The sequence below is a fragment of the Lysobacter sp. Root983 genome (genome assembly GCF_001429345.1).
In the GTDB taxonomy this organism is placed as follows: Bacteria; Pseudomonadota; Gammaproteobacteria; order Xanthomonadales; family Xanthomonadaceae; genus Lysobacter.
This window is the reverse complement of record NZ_LMJO01000017.1, coordinates 184,722-202,320: the sequence shown is the minus strand read 5'-3', so window position 1 is coordinate 202,320 and position 17,599 is coordinate 184,722. Positions and strand designations below refer to the sequence as shown.

Annotated in this window: 10 protein-coding genes; 4 read left to right on the top strand and 6 right to left on the bottom strand. The window is 70.3% G+C overall.

Translation table 11 applies throughout. The features are described 5' to 3' along the window. Positions 1-10: 10 nt before the first annotated feature. Positions 11-1,066, bottom strand: coding sequence for a hypothetical protein (locus ASE43_RS16635; RefSeq protein ID WP_057161265.1), 1,056 nt, complete (start codon positions 1,064-1,066; stop codon positions 11-13). Continuing rightward, positions 1,063-1,617: an RNA polymerase sigma factor gene (locus ASE43_RS16630; protein ID WP_056173542.1), complete on the bottom strand. Its 555-nt coding sequence runs from the start codon at positions 1,615-1,617 to the stop codon at positions 1,063-1,065. Before ASE43_RS16630 ends, ASE43_RS16635 begins: the two co-directional genes overlap by 4 nt. Before the next feature lie 313 nt (positions 1,618-1,930). Here ASE43_RS16630 and ASE43_RS16625 point away from each other — a divergent pair, with 313 nt between their 5' ends. Beyond that, positions 1,931-4,726: an EAL domain-containing protein gene (locus ASE43_RS16625; protein ID WP_235568808.1), complete on the top strand. Its 2,796-nt coding sequence runs from the start codon at positions 1,931-1,933 to the stop codon at positions 4,724-4,726. Here ASE43_RS16625 and ASE43_RS16620 read toward each other — a convergent pair. The 4 genes from ASE43_RS16620 to xseA form a co-directional block, all read right to left on the bottom strand. Beyond that, a complete protein-coding gene (locus ASE43_RS16620) occupies positions 4,716-6,650 on the bottom strand; it encodes a VWA domain-containing protein (protein ID WP_235568780.1) in 1,935 nt (644 codons plus the stop codon). The genes ASE43_RS16625 and ASE43_RS16620 overlap by 11 nt on opposite strands. Before the next feature lie 373 nt (positions 6,651-7,023). Beyond that, on the bottom strand, positions 7,024-8,496 hold the full coding sequence (locus tag ASE43_RS16615; protein WP_057161264.1) for an aldehyde dehydrogenase family protein: 1,473 nt from the start codon (positions 8,494-8,496) through the stop codon (positions 7,024-7,026). Positions 8,497-8,537: 41 nt separating this feature from the next. Then, positions 8,538-10,184, bottom strand: coding sequence for an acetolactate synthase large subunit (locus ASE43_RS16610; protein WP_057161263.1), 1,647 nt, complete (start codon positions 10,182-10,184; stop codon positions 8,538-8,540). Positions 10,185-10,480: 296 nt separating this feature from the next. Continuing rightward, on the bottom strand, positions 10,481-11,836 hold the full coding sequence (xseA, locus tag ASE43_RS16605; RefSeq protein ID WP_057161262.1) for an exodeoxyribonuclease VII large subunit: 1,356 nt from the start codon (positions 11,834-11,836) through the stop codon (positions 10,481-10,483). A gap of 140 nt (positions 11,837-11,976) precedes the next feature. Here xseA and ispG point away from each other — a divergent pair, with 140 nt between their 5' ends. The 3 genes from ispG to ASE43_RS16590 all read left to right on the top strand — a co-directional run bounded on the left by ispG (position 11,977) and on the right by ASE43_RS16590 (position 17,589). After that, on the top strand, positions 11,977-13,248 hold the full coding sequence (ispG, locus tag ASE43_RS16600) for a flavodoxin-dependent (E)-4-hydroxy-3-methylbut-2-enyl-diphosphate synthase (protein ID WP_057161261.1): 1,272 nt from the start codon (positions 11,977-11,979) through the stop codon (positions 13,246-13,248). Then, a complete protein-coding gene (locus tag ASE43_RS16595) occupies positions 13,223-13,951 on the top strand; it encodes a phosphatase PAP2 family protein (protein ID WP_082607341.1) in 729 nt (242 codons plus the stop codon). Before ispG ends, ASE43_RS16595 begins: the two co-directional genes overlap by 26 nt. Positions 13,952-14,259: 308 nt before the next feature. Beyond that, positions 14,260-17,589, top strand: coding sequence for a S8 family serine peptidase (locus ASE43_RS16590; RefSeq protein ID WP_057161260.1), 3,330 nt, complete (start codon positions 14,260-14,262; stop codon positions 17,587-17,589). Positions 17,590-17,599: the final 10 nt, after the last annotated feature.

Sequence of the window (17,599 nt, the reverse complement as noted above, 5' to 3'; positions counted from 1 at the left end):
GGCGCGAACCTCATCGCTGCAGCGGACGCAGGTCGTCGGGGATGCGCACGCGCGGGTAGGTCTTGCGGAACAGCTTGAGGCTGGCGCGGGCGTCGTCGACGTCGCCGGCGTCGCGGCGGGCGCGGATGCGTTCCAGCCATTCGGCGCGTTCCAGGCGCGCGTCCTCGCGCAGCGGCGGCAGCGCGATCGCGACGTCCTGCGCGCTCTCGATGTCGGCGCGCTTGATGCGCGAGCCGGTGACCTCGATGCGGTCCAGCGTGGTTTCCTGCTTGGCCTCGGTTTCGCGGCGCTGTTCGGCAGCTTCGGCGGCGCGGCGCGCCTTGGAGGGGCTGAGGCTGAAGGGGTCCGAGTCCTGTCCCGGCTTGGCAGCCGGCGCAGGCGGCGCGTAGTCGGGCGCCCTGTAGAAACCGGACATGTTGCCCGCGGCGTCGGCGGCTACATCGGCCGGCGCGGCCGCGTTGGCCGCGACGCCCTTATCGGTGCGTTGGCGACGCGCGCTGGGCGCGGCCGGCGAGGGCGCGTCGCTTTCGTAGAAGGTGTAGCCGTCGGCGGCTTGCGCCGGCGCTTCGGCGGCCGGCTTGGCGGCGGAGGCCGCGAGCGGCGGCGCCGCAGCCACCGACGCGGCGGCCGCATCGGCGGACGCCTGCGGCCCGGGCCGGCTCATGTTGGCTTGCGGTAGCGCGGGCGCGGCCGGCGGAGGCGGGGGCGCGATGGTCTGGCGCGGGCGCGCGATCATCTCGGCGCTGGTGAAGGCGCCGTCGGCGGGCTCGTGGATCGGCGCCTCCCGCGAGGGGCTGATCGGGCGCAGCTGCCAGACCACGCCCACCGCCAGGGCCATGGTCGCGGCCACGCCGACGCCGGTGATCAGGCCGCCCGGGATCGCGCTCAGGGCCCAGCGCCGCCGCGTACGCTGCGGCGGGCGCGAACTCGTCGCAGCGGCATGCGCCGCGGCCAGGATCTTCGCGTCCAGCGCGGGCGAGGGGCCGTCGTGCGGCCCCAGCCGCGCCAGGCGGTCGGCCAGGGCGCGTTCTTCGGGCGACAACGGATCGGGGGTGTTGCGCTTCATTCGTTCAGCCTCAGCCGCAGCTTGTCCATCGCGTAGCGCAGCCTGGATTTAACCGTTTCGCGTCCGGCGCCAGTGATGTCGCCGATCTCTTCGAGGCTCAGCTCCTGCTCCAGCCTCAGCAGCACCACCTCGCGCTGCTCTTCGGGCAATTCCTCGATCGCGCGCTGCAAGCGGCGGCGCTGTTCGAATTCGGACAGTTCGCGCTCGGGCGTGGTCGGATCGGGCACGCGCGCGGCGCGCTCGTCGCCGTCCTCGGGGGCGGCGGGGCGGTGCTTGAGACCGCGCCAGTAATCGTTGAGCCGATTGTGAGCGATCCGGAACAGCCAGGTGCTGAACGCGGCGTCCGGCTTCCAGCCGTGGCGCGCGGCGATCACGCGCTGCCAGACGTCCTGGAAGAACTCGTCGGCCAGCGCCGAATCGCGCACCTGGCGCAGCAAAAAGCGGTACAGCGGGCCGCGGTGGCGGGCGTACAGGGTCTCGAACGCCGTCGTATCGCCGCCCGTCCAGGCCAGCATCAATACGTCGTCGCTTGCGTCCGCAGCCGAATTCATCCGCGGCAGGGTACGGGTTGGCGCCGCCGACGGGAAGCCATGGGCCTCCCTCCGGACGGCCCCAGGGTGGGGGGCGATCGCCAGGTGCATGTCCAGACGAACGGCCCAAGGGCCGCGACGGGGTTGGCGGTTCGCGGCCGTCCGCTCAGGCTATCCTGCGCCCTGCGTTGTAGAAACATGAACGATCCAGAGGCCTGTAGCGGTGCAGACAACCGGAAGGCCAGCAGCAGGCGTCCACGCGGGGGCGCCTGGAACCGGCGATGAGCTGGCGGGCGCGCTGTGCGACGGCCTGCCGGCGGGCTCGCGGGTGGCGGTGCGCTGGCTGGACGCGCGCGGCGTGGTCGGCGGCTCGGCCGCGAGCGCGGCGCCGGAATCGGCCGCGATCGCCGAACGCCTGCTCGATGGCCACGGGCCGGAGCCCGAACGCCCCGACCGCGTCGCGGCCGCCTGGACCCTGGACGACGGCACTCGTGCGGCGCTGTGCGCGCAACTGGGCGCGCCGTTGGCGCAGTCCGCGCGCGAGCCCTGGCTGGCGCTGGCGCAGCGCCTGGTGGCGGTGCAGCTGGCGGCGGCGCGCGCGCAGGCGCGGGTCGAGTCGCTGGAAAAGTCCGAGCGCCTGCAGCAGGCCTTGTACGAGATCGCCGACCTGGCCGGCTCGGATCTGGACATGGTCGACATGCTGCGCCGCATCCACGGCGTGGTCGGCGGCCTGATGTACGCCGAGAACTGCTACATCGTGCTCTACGACGACGTGCGCGACAGCCTGCGCTTCCTGTACTTCGCCGACCGCATCGATACCTACATCGCCGAGCCCGAGCGCGAGATCCGCGGGGAGGAGATGCCCAACAGCCTGACCCTGGCGCTGCTGCGCCATGGCGAGCCGCTGCAGGGGTCCTCGGCCTCGATACGCGAGCAGCTCAACGTCACCCAGGACCTGACCCACGGCCCCGACAGCCAGGACTGGCTGGGCGTGCCGATGCGCCGCGACGACCGCGTCTGCGGCGCGATCGTGGTGCAAAGCTACGACCGCCCGGGCTTGTACGGCGACGAAGAGCGCGCGCTGCTGGCATTCGTGGCCCAGCACATTCTGACCGCGCTGGATCGCTACCGCGCCCGCGAGGAGCTGGAACGCCGGGTCGCCGAGCGCACCCAGGCGCTGCAGCTGAGCAACCGCGATCTGCAGGCCGAGATCATCGAGCGCCAACGCGCCGAGCGCCTGCAGCGCGCCTTGTTCCGGATCGCCGAACTGTCGATCACCTCCGAAACGCTGGAGCGCTTCTACGCCCAGGTCCACGACGTGGTCAGCGAACTGCTGTACGCGCGCAACTTCTACATCGCCCTGATCGCCGACGACGGCGAGCACCTGGAGTTTCCGTACTCGATCGACGAGCGCGACCCGATCCGCGAGAGCCGGCGCCTGGGCGTGGGCCTGACCGAATACGTGATCAAGCGCGGCCAGGCCTTGCTGGCCGACCGCAACCGCATCGCCAGCCTGGCTGCGGCCGGCCTGGTGCGCAGCCTGGGTTCGCAGGCGCACTGCTGGTTGGGCGTGCCGCTGTTCCGCGGCGACCACGTGGTCGGCGTGATCGCGGTGCAGAGCTATTCGCCGGCGATCGCCTTCACCGTGCGCGACCAGGAACTGCTGACCTTCGTCGCCCACCACATCAGCAACGGCCTGGCGCGCAAGCAGACCCAGGACCGCCTGGTCACGGCGCATTCCGAACTCGAGCAGCGCGTGGCCTCGCGCACCCGCGAGCTGGCCCAGGCCAACACCGAGCTGCTGTCGCAGATCGGCGAGCGCCTGCGCGCCGAGCAGCAGCTCACCCATCAGGCCCTGCACGACGCCCTGACCGGCTTGCCCAATCGCGGCCAGCTGCTGGAACGGCTGGAGACCGCGATCGCGCGCGCCCAGCAGGATCCGCGCCGCCAATTCGCGGTGCTGTTCCTGGACCTGGACCGCTTCAAGCTGGTCAACGACAGCGTCGGCCACTCCGCTGGCGACGAATTGCTGATCGAAGCCGGGCGCCGCATCGTCGCCGCGGTCCGCACCGACGACACGGTCGCGCGCCTGGGCGGCGACGAATACGCGATCCTGGTCGACAACATCGACGGCTTGCGCGTGGCCGAGGAGCTCTCGCACCGGATCCTGCGCGCGCTAGGCGAGCCGTGCTGGGTGGCTGGGCGCGAGGTGTTCCCCTCGGCCAGCCTGGGCATCGCGATGTGGCACCCGCGCTACCGCACCGGCGCCGAGCTGCTGCGCGACGCCGACGCGGCGATGTACCGCGCCAAATCCGCCGGCCGCGACCGCTGCGCCGTGTTCGACGAGGCCATGCGCGAACAGGCGGTACGCATCCTCGACCTGGAAGCCGACCTGCGTCGCGCCATCAACGGCGACGGCTTCATCGCCTACTACCAGCCGATCGTGCGCCTGAGCGATCACAGCGTGATCGGCCACGAGGCCCTGCTGCGCTGGCGCCACGAGCGCCGCGGCCTGCTGCTGCCCAGCGACTTCATCGGCCTGGGCGAGGACAGCGGCCTGATCGAGGAGGTCGATTGGCTGCTGTACGCGCAAGTGATGCGGCAGCTGGCCGAAGGCGGCGAGGGCTACGTGTCGGTCAACGTCTCGCCGCGGCATTTCCGCGCCTCGGACTTCGCCGACCGCTTGCTGCGCATGATCGACGAGGCCGGCGCCGACCCGCACCGGCTGCGCATCGAGATCACCGAAGGCGCGCTGCTGGACGACGTGCCGCGCGCGCTGCGCATGCTGCGCACCTTGCGCGGCCACGGCGTGCTCGCCCAATTGGACGATTTCGGTACCGGCTTCTCGGCGCTGTCCTACCTGCATCGGTTCCCGATCGAGTGCCTGAAGATCGATCAGAGTTTCGTCGCCGGCCTGGTCGGCGAAACCCGCCCCGAGAGCGTGGCGGTGGTGCGCGCGATCCAGGCGCTGGCCGGCACCTTGGGCATCCACACCATCGGCGAAGGCGTGGAAAACGAAGCCCAGCTCGCGGCATTGCGCGAACTGGGCTGCGCCTACGGCCAGGGCTATCTGTTCGGGCACCCGGCCGAGCGCGCGCAGGCGCCGCTGCGGCAGGCGCTCACTCGCTAACGCTGACCGCGGTGGCGGGCGTGTCGCCAGCGATCTGGCGGCGCGCGCGTTCGATCAACTGCACCAGCTCGCGGCGCTGGCCCCAGCGATCGTCCAGCTTGCTCGCGCGCGCGGTCGCCTCGATCTTGTCCCAGCCCCAGCCGTCGGAACGGCTGCCGCCGCGCAAGGCGTCGGCGAACGCGGCCACCGCGGCGGCGAAGCGCATCGACTCGCCGGGCTGGGCATGCAGCTGCGAACGCAGGATCGGGGTTTCGATCAGGCGGCTGGCGTCCTGGCCGGGGCGCTTGTAGCGCAGCTTGAGGTTGGCGATCTCGCCGCTCTTGCCGGCCTGCGCGGCGGGCGCTTCGCGATAGCGCAGCGCGGGCAGGCGCGCGGCGGTGGAGCCGACCGGCGTGAGTTCGTACAGCGCGGTGACCTCGTGGCCGGCGCCGATGTCGCCGGCGTCGACTTTGTCGTTGTTGAAATCCTCGTGCTTGAGCACGCGGTTCTCGTAGCCGATCAGACGGTACTCGGACACCAGGGCCGGGTTGAACTCGACCTGGATCTTGACGTCGCGGGCGATGGTCAACATGGTCGAACCCATTTCCTCGACCAGCACCTTGCGCGCTTCCTGCAGGGTGTCGATGTAGGCGTGGTTGCCGTCGCCGACATCGGCGAGTTTTTCCGACAGCGCGTCGTTGTAGTTGCCCTGGCCGAAGCCCAGCGTGGTCAGGGCGATGCCGCTCTTGCGCTGATCGGCGACCAGCGTCTCGAGCGCGCCCTGGCTCACGGTGCCGACATTGAAGTCGCCGTCGGTGGCCAGGATCACCCGGTTCACGCCGTCCTTGACGTAAGCCTGCTTGGCCATGGCATAGGCCAGGCGGATGCCGTCGCCGCCGTTGGTGCTGCCGCCGGCCTGCAGGCGGTCCAGCGCCTCCAGGATTTCGCTCTGGCGATCGCCGGGCGTGGGCGGCAGGACCAGGCCGGCCGAGCCGGCGTAGACCACGATCGAAATGCGGTCCTGCGGGCGCAGCTGTTTGGTCAACAGGCCGAAGGCGCTCTTGAGCAGGGGCAGCTTGTCGGGCTGATCCATCGAGCCGGAGGTGTCGATCAGGAACACCAGGTTGGCCGGCGGCAGGGTGGCCTTGGGCACGTCGTAGCCCTTGATGCCGATCATCAGCAGCTGTCGCTGCGCGTTCCACGGCGCCGGCGCGAGTTCGGTGGTGACCCGGAACGGCGTGTCGCGCGACGTCGGGGCGGGGTGGCCGTAGTCGAAGTAATTGATGAACTCCTCCGCGCGCACCGCGTCGGCGGGCGGACGCACGCCCTGGTTGAGCATGCGGCGCACGTTGCTGTAGCTGCCGGTGTCGACGTCGATCGAGAAGGTGGACAGCGGTTCGTCGGCGGTGCGGCGCACGGGGTTGTCTTCGCGCGCGGCGTATTTTTCGGTGTTGGCGGGTTGAAATTGCGCATCGCCCAAGAAGCCCACGGACGGAGCCGCCATCACCGGCGACGCGGTGCCGATCTGAGCGCGCTTCATGCGGCTGCCACTGACGTTGATGGCCTCCAACGTGGAAGCCGGTGCCAACTGCTTGGACTCGGTGACGTAGGCCATTGCCGGAGCCGGCGGAGGCGGCGGCGCGCCTGGCGCGCGGCGCATGGACAGATTGGCTTCCGGCAACTCGACGCTGGCGTTGGCGACCGAGTCGGCGGCAGCCTTGGCGGCGTCCGCGGCCGCCACCGCGCCGGCGGCCTGGTCCCGGATCGCGACCACGTCGGCTGCGGACGGCGCGGTCTGCGCCGTATGGCGTTCGCTGCGCGCATCGGCCTTGTCGGCGCTGGGCGCGTCGTTGCGGGTGCTGGTGTGGCAGGCGCTCAGCGCGAGCGCACTGAGCACGGCGACGAACAGGAGGGAGCTGGGGTAGGGCTGCGGCTTGGCGTTCATGCGGGCGGTTCCCAGGGAGGTCCTGGGTCGAAACGCATGGCTTGGCGAAGCGGGGTTAAAGGCGTCTCGATCGCGTGTGGGGGACGCTCACCCCAAGCCCCCTCAGCCTTGCCCACCCTTCGTGCGCCGCGCGCGCGAGGCGCCATAGGTAGGATGTGGCGAGCGCAGCGAACCGCACCATCGCGACGGTGCGGTTGTCACCGCACCCTGCGTCGCCTTAAGCCTTCTCCCTCTCGCGGGAGCAGGTGCCCGCAGGGCGGATGAGCGCGCCGTGCGAGCTTGGAGTGGAGTGCTCGCGCCGGCCCTCACCCCAACTCCTTTCAGCCTTGCACACCCTTCGGGCACTGTCAGCCGGAGAGGGACTAAAACAGTCTTACGCCACCGGATCCCGAATCACCAACAGCCGCTGCTCGGTCATGTCCTCGATCGCGTAGCGCACGCCCTCGCGGCCCAGGCCCGAATTTTTCACGCCGCCGTAGGGCATGTTGTCGACGCGGAAGCTGGGCACGTCGCCGACGATCACGCCGCCGACCTCTAGGCGGTCCCAGGCGCGCATGGCGTGGTCGAGGCGACCGGTGAACACGCCGGCCTGCAGGCCGAAGTCGCTGTCGTTGACCTGGGCCAGGGCCTGGTCGAAATCCTCGAACGGGGCCATGAACGCGACCGGGCCGAACACTTCCTGGCGGAACAGATCACTGTCGCGCGGCACCCGTTCCAGCAGCGTGGCCGGCAGCATGTTGCCGCGGCGTTCGCCGCCGGCGATCAGCTTGGCGCCGCCCTTGCGCGCGGCCGTCACCCAGGATTCGATGCGCTTGGCCGCGGCCTCGTCGATCACCGGGCCGATGAAGGTGCGCTCGTCGCGGGGGTCGCCCATGCGCAGCTTCGACACCGCCGCCTTGAGCTTCTTGCGCAACTGGTCGTAGATCGCCGCGTGCGCGTAGATGCGCTGCACGCTGATGCAGCTCTGGCCGCTCTGGTAATAGGCGCCGAACACCAGCCGCTCGACCACGTGGTCCAGCGGCACGCCCGGGTCTTCGTCGATGATGCAGGCCGCGTTGCCGCCCAGCTCCAGGGTCACCTTCTTGCGGCCCGCGCGCGCCTTGAGCTCCCAGCCGATCAATCCGCCGGTGAAGCTGAGCAGGGCGATGCGCTCGTCCTCGGTGAGCGCGCCGGCGTCCTCGTTGGAGCAGCAGATCACCGAGAACGCGCCGCGGGGCAGGTCGGTCTCGGCCAGCACCTCGCCGATGATGAGAGCGCCCACCGGGGTCTTGACCGCGGGCTTGAGCACGAAGGGGCAACCGGAGGCGATCGCCGGCGCGACCTTGTGCGCGACCAGGTTGAGCGGGAAGTTGAACGGGGTGATGAAGCTGCAGGGCCCGACCGGTACGCGCTTGACCATGCCGCGGTAGCCGCGCGTGCGCGGGGAGATCTGCAACTCGATGATCTCGCCGTCCAGGCGCGTGGCCTCGCCAGCGGCGATGCGAAAGGTGTCGATCAGGCGGGTGACTTCGCCGCGCGCGTCCTTGATCGGTTTGCCCGCCTCGATGCACAGGGCCACCGACAGTTCTTCATGGCGCTCGCTGAAGCGCTTGACGCAGTGTTCGAGCACGTCGCGGCGCGCGTCGGGCGGAAACGCGGCCATGGCCTCGCGCGCCTTGTGCGCGGCGACGATGGCCTTGCGCACCACCGAGGCATCGGCGAAGGCGACGCGGGTGGCGACCTTGCCGCTGTACTTGTCCAGCACTTCCAGGTCGGTGTTGGCCGCGACCGGGCGGTTGGCGAGGTAGTAGGGATAGCTGCTCTTGAGTCCGGAGACGGTCTTGGACTTGGAGGGGGACTTGGCCATGGCGGATTCCGGTTGCGTACGGAGGTGGTGGGCGTCGGCGCTCAGCGCACCGCGGCGCTCAGGCGCGGGATGTCTTCGTTGAGGATACGGTCGTCGTCGGCGTAGTTGATCGGCACTTCGATCAGGTCGACGCCGGGCGCGTCCAGCGCGCGTCGCAGCAGCGGCAGGAACTCGTCGCTGCTGGCGGGGCGGTGGCCGCGCGCGCCGTAGCTTTCGGCGTACTTCACGAAATCCGGGTTGCCCAGGTCCATGCCAAAGCTGGGGTAGCGCTCGTGGGCTTGCTTCCACTTGATCATGCCGTAGGCATCGTCGCGCAGCACCAGCACGGTCAGGTCCAGGCCCAGGCGTACCGCGGTCTCCAGCTCCTGCGAGTTCATCATGAAGCCGCCGTCGCCGCAGACCGCCAGCACGCGCCGGTCCGGATGCACGATGCGCGCCGCCATCGCCGAGGGCAGGCCCGCGCCCATGGTCGCCAGCGCGTTATCCAGCAACAGCGTGTTGGGCCGGCGGCAGCGATAGCCGCGCGCGAACCAGAGTTTGTACAGGCCGTTGTCCAGGCACACGATGTCGCGTTTGCCCATCGCGGCGCGCACGTCGGCGACCAGGCGCTGCGCCACCAGCGGATAGCGCGGGTCGGCGTTGCGCTCGTCGATCTGCGCTTCCATCGCGGCGCGCACGCGGTCGAAGAAGGCGAAGTCCCAGTGCGGCTGCGGCGCGATCGCCTCCGACAGCTGCCAGACCGCGTTGGCGATGTCGCCCACCACTTCGATCTGCGGGAAGTACACCGCGTCGACTTCGGCGCTGGCGTAGTTGACGTGGATCACCGTGCGCCGGCCCTCGCGCATGAAGAACGGCGGCTTCTCGATCACGTCGTGACCGATGTTGACGATGCAGTCGGCGGCGTCGATCGCGCGGTGCACGAAGTCGTGATCGGACAATGCCGCGTTGCCCAGCCACAACGGGTCGGTTTCGTCGACCACGCCCTTGCCCATCTGGGTGGTGAAGAAGGGGATGCCGAGTTTGGCGATCAGGGCGCGCAGCTGGCGTGCGGTGGTCTTGCGGTTGGCGCCGGCGCCGATCATCAGCAGCGGATGGCGCGCGCGCATGATCGCGGCCGCGGCGTGCGCGATGGCCTTGTCCTCGGCCAGCGGGCGGCGCGAGTACGAAGCGGGGATCAGCCGGGCCTCGGTAGGATCGGCGGCGATGTCCTGCGGCAGCTCCAGGTGGGTGGCCCCGGGGCGCTCCTCCTCGGCGCGGCGGAAGGCCTCGCGCACGCGCGCCGGGATCGCGTCGGCGGACACGATCTGGCGGGTGTACTTGGTCAGCGGGCGCAGGGTGTCGACCACGTCGACGATCTGGAAATGGCCCTGTTTGCTGGTCTTGATCGGCTTCTGGCCGGTGATCATCAGCATCGGCATGGCGCCGAGCTGGGCGTAGGCGGCGGGGGTGACCAGGTTGGTCGCGCCCGGGCCCAGGGTGGACAGGCAGACGCCGGCCTTGCCGGTGAGGCGGCCGTAGGTCGCGGCCATGAAACCGGCGGCCTGCTCGTGACGGGTCAGGACCAGTTTGATCGTGGAGGTGCGCAGCGATTCCAGCAGGTCCAGGTTTTCTTCGCCCGGAATCCCGAACACGTACTCCACGCCTTCGGCTTCGAGCGCGGCGACGAACAGATCGGACGCCTTGGTCATGCGGGACTCCGTGGTGGGCTGCGCCCGAGTCCTGCGATCCTCGCTCAGATCGTGTTAGCGATGGGCGATGGCGGGGCGCCTTGGGCGGAACGGTGCGTCGCGTGGGTAGGGGCGTCGGCCGTTGACGCCATCGTCGGTGCGAGGCGGCGTTATCGCGGCTTACGCCGCTCCCACAGGCGCAGCTGCGGCGCTGCGGCGGGGCCTGCGTAAGCCCCTGGTTCCCGGTACCGCCGCTGTGGGAGCGGCGTCAGCCGCGATGAATCCCGTTTGCGGCGCAACGCGTATCGAGCCGCGTCTCAGACGGCCGCGCCGTCGTCCCCGCCCTCGACCTTCACCCGCAGCCGCCCGTCCTGGACGCGCGCGCTCAGGCGGTCGCCCGGTGCCGCATCCAACACGCTGCGCACGACCTGGCCGTCCTCGCGCTGCAGGATGGCGTAGCCGCGTGCGACCGTGGCCAGTGGGCTGACCGCTTCCAGCGAGCGTGCCAGACCACGCAGGTGCAGGCCCTGGTGGGCGAGCCGGCGCGCCATCGCGGCGCGCGGGCGCGGCGCGAGCGCGCTCAGACGTTCGCGTAGGGCCGCGATGCGGCGTTGCGGGTGATTGGCGCGCAGCACCGCATCGGCGTGGCGCAGGCGCGCGCGTTCGCGTTCGAGTTGGCGCTGCCAGGCCGCGCTGAGCCGGCGCAGCGCCTCGGCCTGGCGCAGGCGCAGGGCCTGCAGGCGCGCCTGCGGCCGCAGCGCGTTGAGCCGCAGCGCGGCGCGGTCGGCGCGTTGCATGGCCTGGCGCAGGCGCTGCAGTTGCAGGTTGCGCAGGCGCGCGTCGAGCTGGCGCAGGCGGCGCAGCAGTTCGTCGCGGTCCGGCGCGATCAGTTCGGCCGCGACCGAGGGGGTGGGCGCGCGCAGGTCGGCGGCGAAGTCGGACAGGCTGAAGTCGGTCTCGTGGCCGATCGCCGAGACCACCGGCACCTCGCAGGCCGCGATCGCGCGCGCCAGGCGCTCGTCGTTGAAGGCCCACAGGTCTTCCAGCGAACCACCGCCGCGCGCCAGCACCAGCACGTCGTAGCGGCCGGACGCCGCCGCGCGCTGCAGCATGCTCACGATCTGGGCCGCGGCGCCTTCGCCCTGCACCGGCACCGGCAGCACCTCCGCCTGGATCAGCGGGAAGCGCCGCGCGAACACGCTGAGCACATCGCGCACCGCCGCGCCGCTGGGCGAGGTGATCACACCCACGCGCGCCGGGTAGCGCGGCAGCGGGCGCTTGCGTTCGGGGTCGAACAGGCCCTCGGCGCTCAGGCGCGCCTTGAGTTCCTCGAACGCGCGCCGCAGCGCGCCTTCGCCGGCCTCCTCCATGTGGTCCAGCACCAGCTGGTAATCGCCGCGCGCCTCGTACAGGGTCAGACGGCCGCGCGCGAGCACGCGCAGACCCTCGCGCGGGACGAACTTCAGCCAGCTGCTCTTGGGCTTGAACATCGCGCAACGCACCTGCGCGCGTGCGTCCTTGAGGGTCATGTACAGATGTCCGGACGACGGCCGCGACAGATTGCCCAGCTCGCCCTCGACCCAGACCAGCGGGAAGGTGTCCTCCAGCAGATTGCGCGCCAGGGCGTTGAGCTGGCTGGGCGAGAGGACGTGGTCGGGCGCGGCGGCGTTCATGTTCGGGCGGGCGTTACGGCCCGATACCGTACTGCTTTTAGGGCCGGGATTGTGGATTCGGGATTCGTTAAAGCTGGGGCGCCTCTATGCCTTACGAATCCCAAATCCCCAATCCCAAATCCCGGCTTTACAATAGAGGCATGAATTCCGACGCTCCCTTGCCCTGCGCCCATCCCGGTTTTGGCCCCTTGCCGCGTCGCCTGACCCGCAGCGTCCGCATCGGCGCGGTCGAGGTCGGCGGCGGCGCGCCGGTGGTGGTGCAGTCGATGACCAACACCGACACCGCCGACGTCGCCTCCACCACCAAGCAGGTCGCCGAGCTGTGGCGCGCGGGCTCGGAGCTGGTGCGGGTCACGGTCAACACCGTCGAGGCCGCCGCGGCGGTGCCGCGCATCGTCGACAAGCTGGCGATGATGGGCATCGAGGTTCCGATCATCGGCGACTTCCACTACAACGGCCATCAACTGCTCACCGCCGAGCCGGCCTGCGCCGAGGCCCTGGGCAAGTACCGCATCAACCCCGGCAACGTCGGTTTCGGCAAGAAGAAGGACAGCCAGTTCGCGACCCTGATCGAGTTCGCGATCAAGCACGGCAAGCCGGTGCGCATCGGCGCCAACTGGGGCTCGCTGGACCAGGCCCTGGCGGCGACCCTGATGGACGAGAACCACGCCCGCGCCGAACCCTGGGACGCCGGCCGGGTGCTGCGCGAGGCCCTGATCCGCTCGGCCCTGGACTCGGCCCAGCGCGCGGTCGAGATCGGCCTGCCGGCCGACCGCATCGTGCTCAGCGCCAAGGTCAGCGGCGTGCAGGAACTGATCGCGGTCTACCGCGAGCTCGCCAACCGCGGCGATTTCGCCCTGCACCTGGGGCTGACCGAGGCCGGTATCGGCAGCAAGGGCATCGTCGCTTCCTGCGCCGCGCTCGGCGTGCTGTTGCAGGAAGGCATCGGCGACACCATCCGCATTTCGCTCACGCCCGAGCCTGGCCAGTCGCGCAACAACGAAGTCATCGTCGCCCAGGAACTGCTGCAGACCATGGGCCTGCGCGCGTTCACGCCGATGGTCACCGCCTGCCCGGGCTGCGGCCGCACCACCAGCACCTTCTTCCAGGAACTCGCGCAGAAGGTGCAGGAGCATGTGCGCGCGAAGATGCCGGAGTGGAAGATCAGCCACCCAGGCGCCGAGAACCTGACCCTGGCGGTGATGGGTTGCGTGGTCAACGGCCCCGGCGAATCGCGTCACGCCAACATCGGCATCTCGCTGCCGGGCACCGGCGAAGCGCCATCGGCGCCGGTGTTCGAGGACGGCGAGAAGACCGTGACCCTGCGCGGCGAACGCATCGCCGACGAGTTCGTCGACCTGATCGACCGTTACGTCGACCGCAACTATGGCGCTCGCGCAGCGGGTGCCTGAGCCGCCGCTCCACGATGCCGCGCTGAAGCAGGAAGCCCGCTTCGGCGTCGCCTTCCTGCGCCGCCACGGCCTGCGCCTGCTGCTGGTGTTCGCCGGCCTGCTGCTGCCGCTTTGGGCCTTCGTCGAGTTGGCCGACGAGATCCACGAGCAGGACATCATTCCGTTCGACGTACCGATCCTGCAATTCGCCCATTCGCTGGCGCGCGAGGGCTACGACCGCTTCTTCGTCGCGATCAGCCAGCTGGGCTATCTCTACGGCGTGGTCCCGTTCGATATCGCGTTCGTGCTGGCGCTGAGCCTGCTGCGGCGTTTCCGCGAGGCCACCTACGCCGCGATCGCGTTGGGCGGCTCGGCCCTGCTCAACATCGCCGCCAAGCAAGCGTTCGCGCGCGACCGGCCGTCGTTGTGGGAATCGATCGCGCCCGAGCACAACTACAGTTTCCCCAGCGGCCACGCCATGGGCTCGGCGACCCTGGCCTGCGTGCTGACCCTGCTGGCCTGGCGCACCCGCTGGCGCTGGCCGGTGGCGGTGATCGCGGCCGCCTTCGTCCTGCTGGTCGGCCTGTCGCGGGTCTACCTGGGCGTGCATTACCCCTCCGACATCCTCGCCGGCTGGTCGGTGGCCACGGCTTGGGCGGTGGCGGTGTATCTGCTGGCGTTCCGGGGTGGGGTGGGGCCCTGGCGAGGCACTCCGCGGGCCTAGCCACGGGGTAGCGGGCCGCCAGCGCGTGGTGCCTGGGTCTCGATTCTGATCCCTGGGGCACCTTCCGGGTGCCAGGCCCGTGATTTCAATGTGCCTAATGGGGTAGGGCAATCCGTATCCGTCGCCGTTATGGTTAGGGTCGGCGCTGGGGGAAGGCGCCGGACGGCGCATCGGAGAGGCCTGCGTACGCGCGGCTGTTCCGGCTCCGCATAAGCAAGACGAGAACTCCCAATTGGGCCTGCCGGGCCCGGCGATCGCGCCGGCCGGTGGGCGAACGCTTTGCGGTCATCGCACTAGGGGACGTTGCAATGTCTATACGATTCAACCGATGGACGATCGGGCTGGCGCTGGGTGCGCTGGCCGCGATCGCCGGCGCCACCGTCATGCTCGGCGGCGGCGTATCCGACGCCGGTGCGCCGATCGGCGGCGCGCCGCCGGCCAATGCCGGCGCCAACAACAACTTGCCGGAGCAGCAGGTCCGCAAGTACATCGTGGTCTACCGCGAGGCGCCGCTGGCGACCTACCGTGGCGAGGTCCAGGGTTTGCCGGCGCCTGAGCGCATGGTGGGCCAGCCCGGCGTGCCGCAGATGGCGCGCGCCGCCGCGACCGCGGCTGGCGAAGGCCGCGTCGATGTGCGCAGTTCGCGCGCCCGCGCTTATGTGCGCCACCTCGAAGGCGCGCAGCGCCAGCACGAGGCCGGCATCGCCGCCGCGATCGGTCGTCCGTTGCGGATCGAGCGCCGCATGCAGCACGCGCTCAACGCGGTGGTCACCGACCTCAGCGAGGCCGAGGCGCAGCAGGTGCAGCGCCTGTCCGAGGTGCAGTTCGTCGAGGAATATCGCGAGTACGAGCAGGACACCGACGTCGGCCCGACCCTGATCGGCGCGCCGCAGTTGTGGAATTCGCCGACCAGCCCGGTAAAGGGCGAGGGCGTGGTGGTCGGCATCATCGATTCGGGCATCAACTTCGGCAGCCCTTCGTTCGCGGCCACCGATGAGCAGGGTTACACCCACGTCAATCCGCTGGGCGCCGGCAACTACCTGGGCACCTGCGCCGCAGGCGGCGTCGATGCGGGGCGTTGCAACGACAAGTTGATCGGCGGCTACGACTTCGTGTGCGCGGCACCGGGCAACACTTGCGGCGCGCCCAATATCCGCGAGGAACCGGGCTTCGGCGACACCAACAGCCATGGCAGCCATACCGCCGCGACCACGGCGGGCAACTTCCGCACCGTGAACTTCAAGGGCCGCAACAGCCTGATCTCCGGCGTCGCGCCACACGCCAACATCATCGCCTACGACGTGTGCTACACGAACACGGCCACCGGTCGCGGCCTGTGCCCGAACACCTCGTCGGCCGCCGCGGTCGATCAGGCGGTCGCCGACGGCATCGTCGACGTACTGAACTTCTCGGTCGGCGGCGGCGAAAACCCGTGGAGCGATTCGGTCTCGCTGGCCTTCCTCAACGCGGTCAACGCCGGCATCTACGTGGCGACCTCGGCCGGCAATAGTGGCCCCGGCCCGAACACCATGGGCCACCTCGAGCCCTGGACCGGTTCGACCGCGGCGGCGCAACACGGCCGTCAGGATTTCAATCCGGTCCTGCAGGTCACCGGCCCCGGCACCGTGCCGGCCGCGCTGAGCGCGATCGTGCTCAACGAAGGCACCGGCGGCGTCGCGTTCACCGCTTCGATTGCGCCGACCACGCCGCTGCGCGTGAGCCCGGGCATCGACACCGTCGACGACGGCTGCGCCGCGTATCCGGCCGGCACCTTCGCCGGCGCGATCGCGGTGATCCGCCGCGGTACCTGTTCGTTCACGATCAAGTCGGGCAATGCGGCCGCCGCCGGCGCGGTGGCCGTGGTGATCGCCAACAACGCCGCCGGCGGCCTGATCCCGACCATGACCGGCGCGACCATCCCCGGCTTCGCGATGCTGCAGACCGACGCCAACGCGGTGCGCGATTTCCTGGCCGGCAACCCCGGCACCGCCGGCATCAGCGTGCTGCCGATCCCGAACACGCCCGACGTGCTCGCCGACTTCAGCTCGCGCGGTCCGGCCGGCACTTACGATCTGCTCAAGCCCGATGTCACCGCGCCCGGCGTCAACATCCTGGCGGTGGTCGCCGGCACCGCGATCAGCGGTTCGGAGAACGCGGTCGGCCTGATGAGCGGTACCTCGATGGCGTCGCCGCATCACGCCGGCGCCGCCGGTCTGCTGCGTCAGGCGCGTCCGACCTGGACCGTGCCGGAAGTGAAGTCGGCGCTGGTGATGACCGCCGAGCAGCAGGTGTTCAAGGAGGATTCGATCACGCCGGCGACGCCGTTCGATCGCGGCGGTGGCCGTCTGCGCGTCGACCTCGCCTTGCGTGCCGGTCTGGTGCTCAACGAAATCCGCGCCAACTACCTGGCCGCCGATCCGGCCATTGGCGGCGACCTCGCCAACCTCAACCAGCCCAGCCTGGCCAAGGCGCGCTGCGTGGAGCGCTGCGTGTTCACGCGTACCTTCCGCAACACCCAGACGGTGCGCCAGGGTTGGACGGTGAAGCTGACCGGTCTCAGCGGCACGATCACGCCGGCGCTGTTCACCCTCAATCCGGGCGAGAGCAAGGCGGTCAAGGTCACGGTCAACAGCTACCAGTTGCCGGCCGACGGCTCCTGGAACTTCGGCACCCTGGTGCTGACCCCGACCTCGATCGGTACGCTCGACCAGCCGACCCTGCGCCTGCCCGTGGCGGTGTCCGTGCCGCCGCCGGTGATCGCGCTCAACCCGCTGCAGATCGCGGCGACCTTGCCCGTGGGCGGTACCGGTTTCGCCAACTTCCGTATCGACAACCTCGGCGGTTCGCGTCTGGATTACACGATCGACAACACCGGGCAGGGCCTGCGCACCTTGCTGGATGCGCCGCGCGGCGCGGTCAGCAGCGGTTTCCGCGCCACCACGTACACGGATCCGGCGACCGCCGGTTCGGCGGCGCAGTTCAGCGCCGACGACTTCACCGTGACCGAGGCCACGCGCATCGTCACGCTGTACACGGAAGGTTTCGTGTCCAGCGGTCAGCCCTTGGCGACCACCGCGACCAGCCTGACCTGGACCTTGTTCCGCGACAGCGGCGGCAATCCGGAAGGCAATCCGCAAGCGTCGCCGGGCGTGGCCGTGTGGAGCTACACCGCCGCACCGACCGCCGCCGGCGTGACCATCACCGGCGCCAACATCGGCCTCAACCTGACCACCGCCGGCCAGAACGTGGATCTGCTGCCGGGCCGTTACTGGCTGGTGGTGAGTGCGCGTTCGAGCTTCGCCAACCGCTGGGTGTGGTTCGCTTCCAACACGGGCGACACCGTGTTCCGCACCATCACGGTGACCACCGCCGGCGCCGGCGCCTGGACCGCGGCCACCGGTTTCGCGGGCCTGGCCTGGAACGTGGGCGCGTCCAACGCCTGCGGCGCGCCGTGGATCGGTGCACCGGTGAGCGCGATGGGACGCGTGAACCCGGGCGCGGTCGGCAACAACGCCCAAGTGCAGCTCAACGCGGCCGGCCTGAGCGCGGGCACGCACGTGGGCTACATCTGCGTGGCGAGCAACGACCCGGTCAAGCCCAAGGTCGCCGCGCGCGTAACGCTGACGGTCACGCCGTAACGTTGGCTCG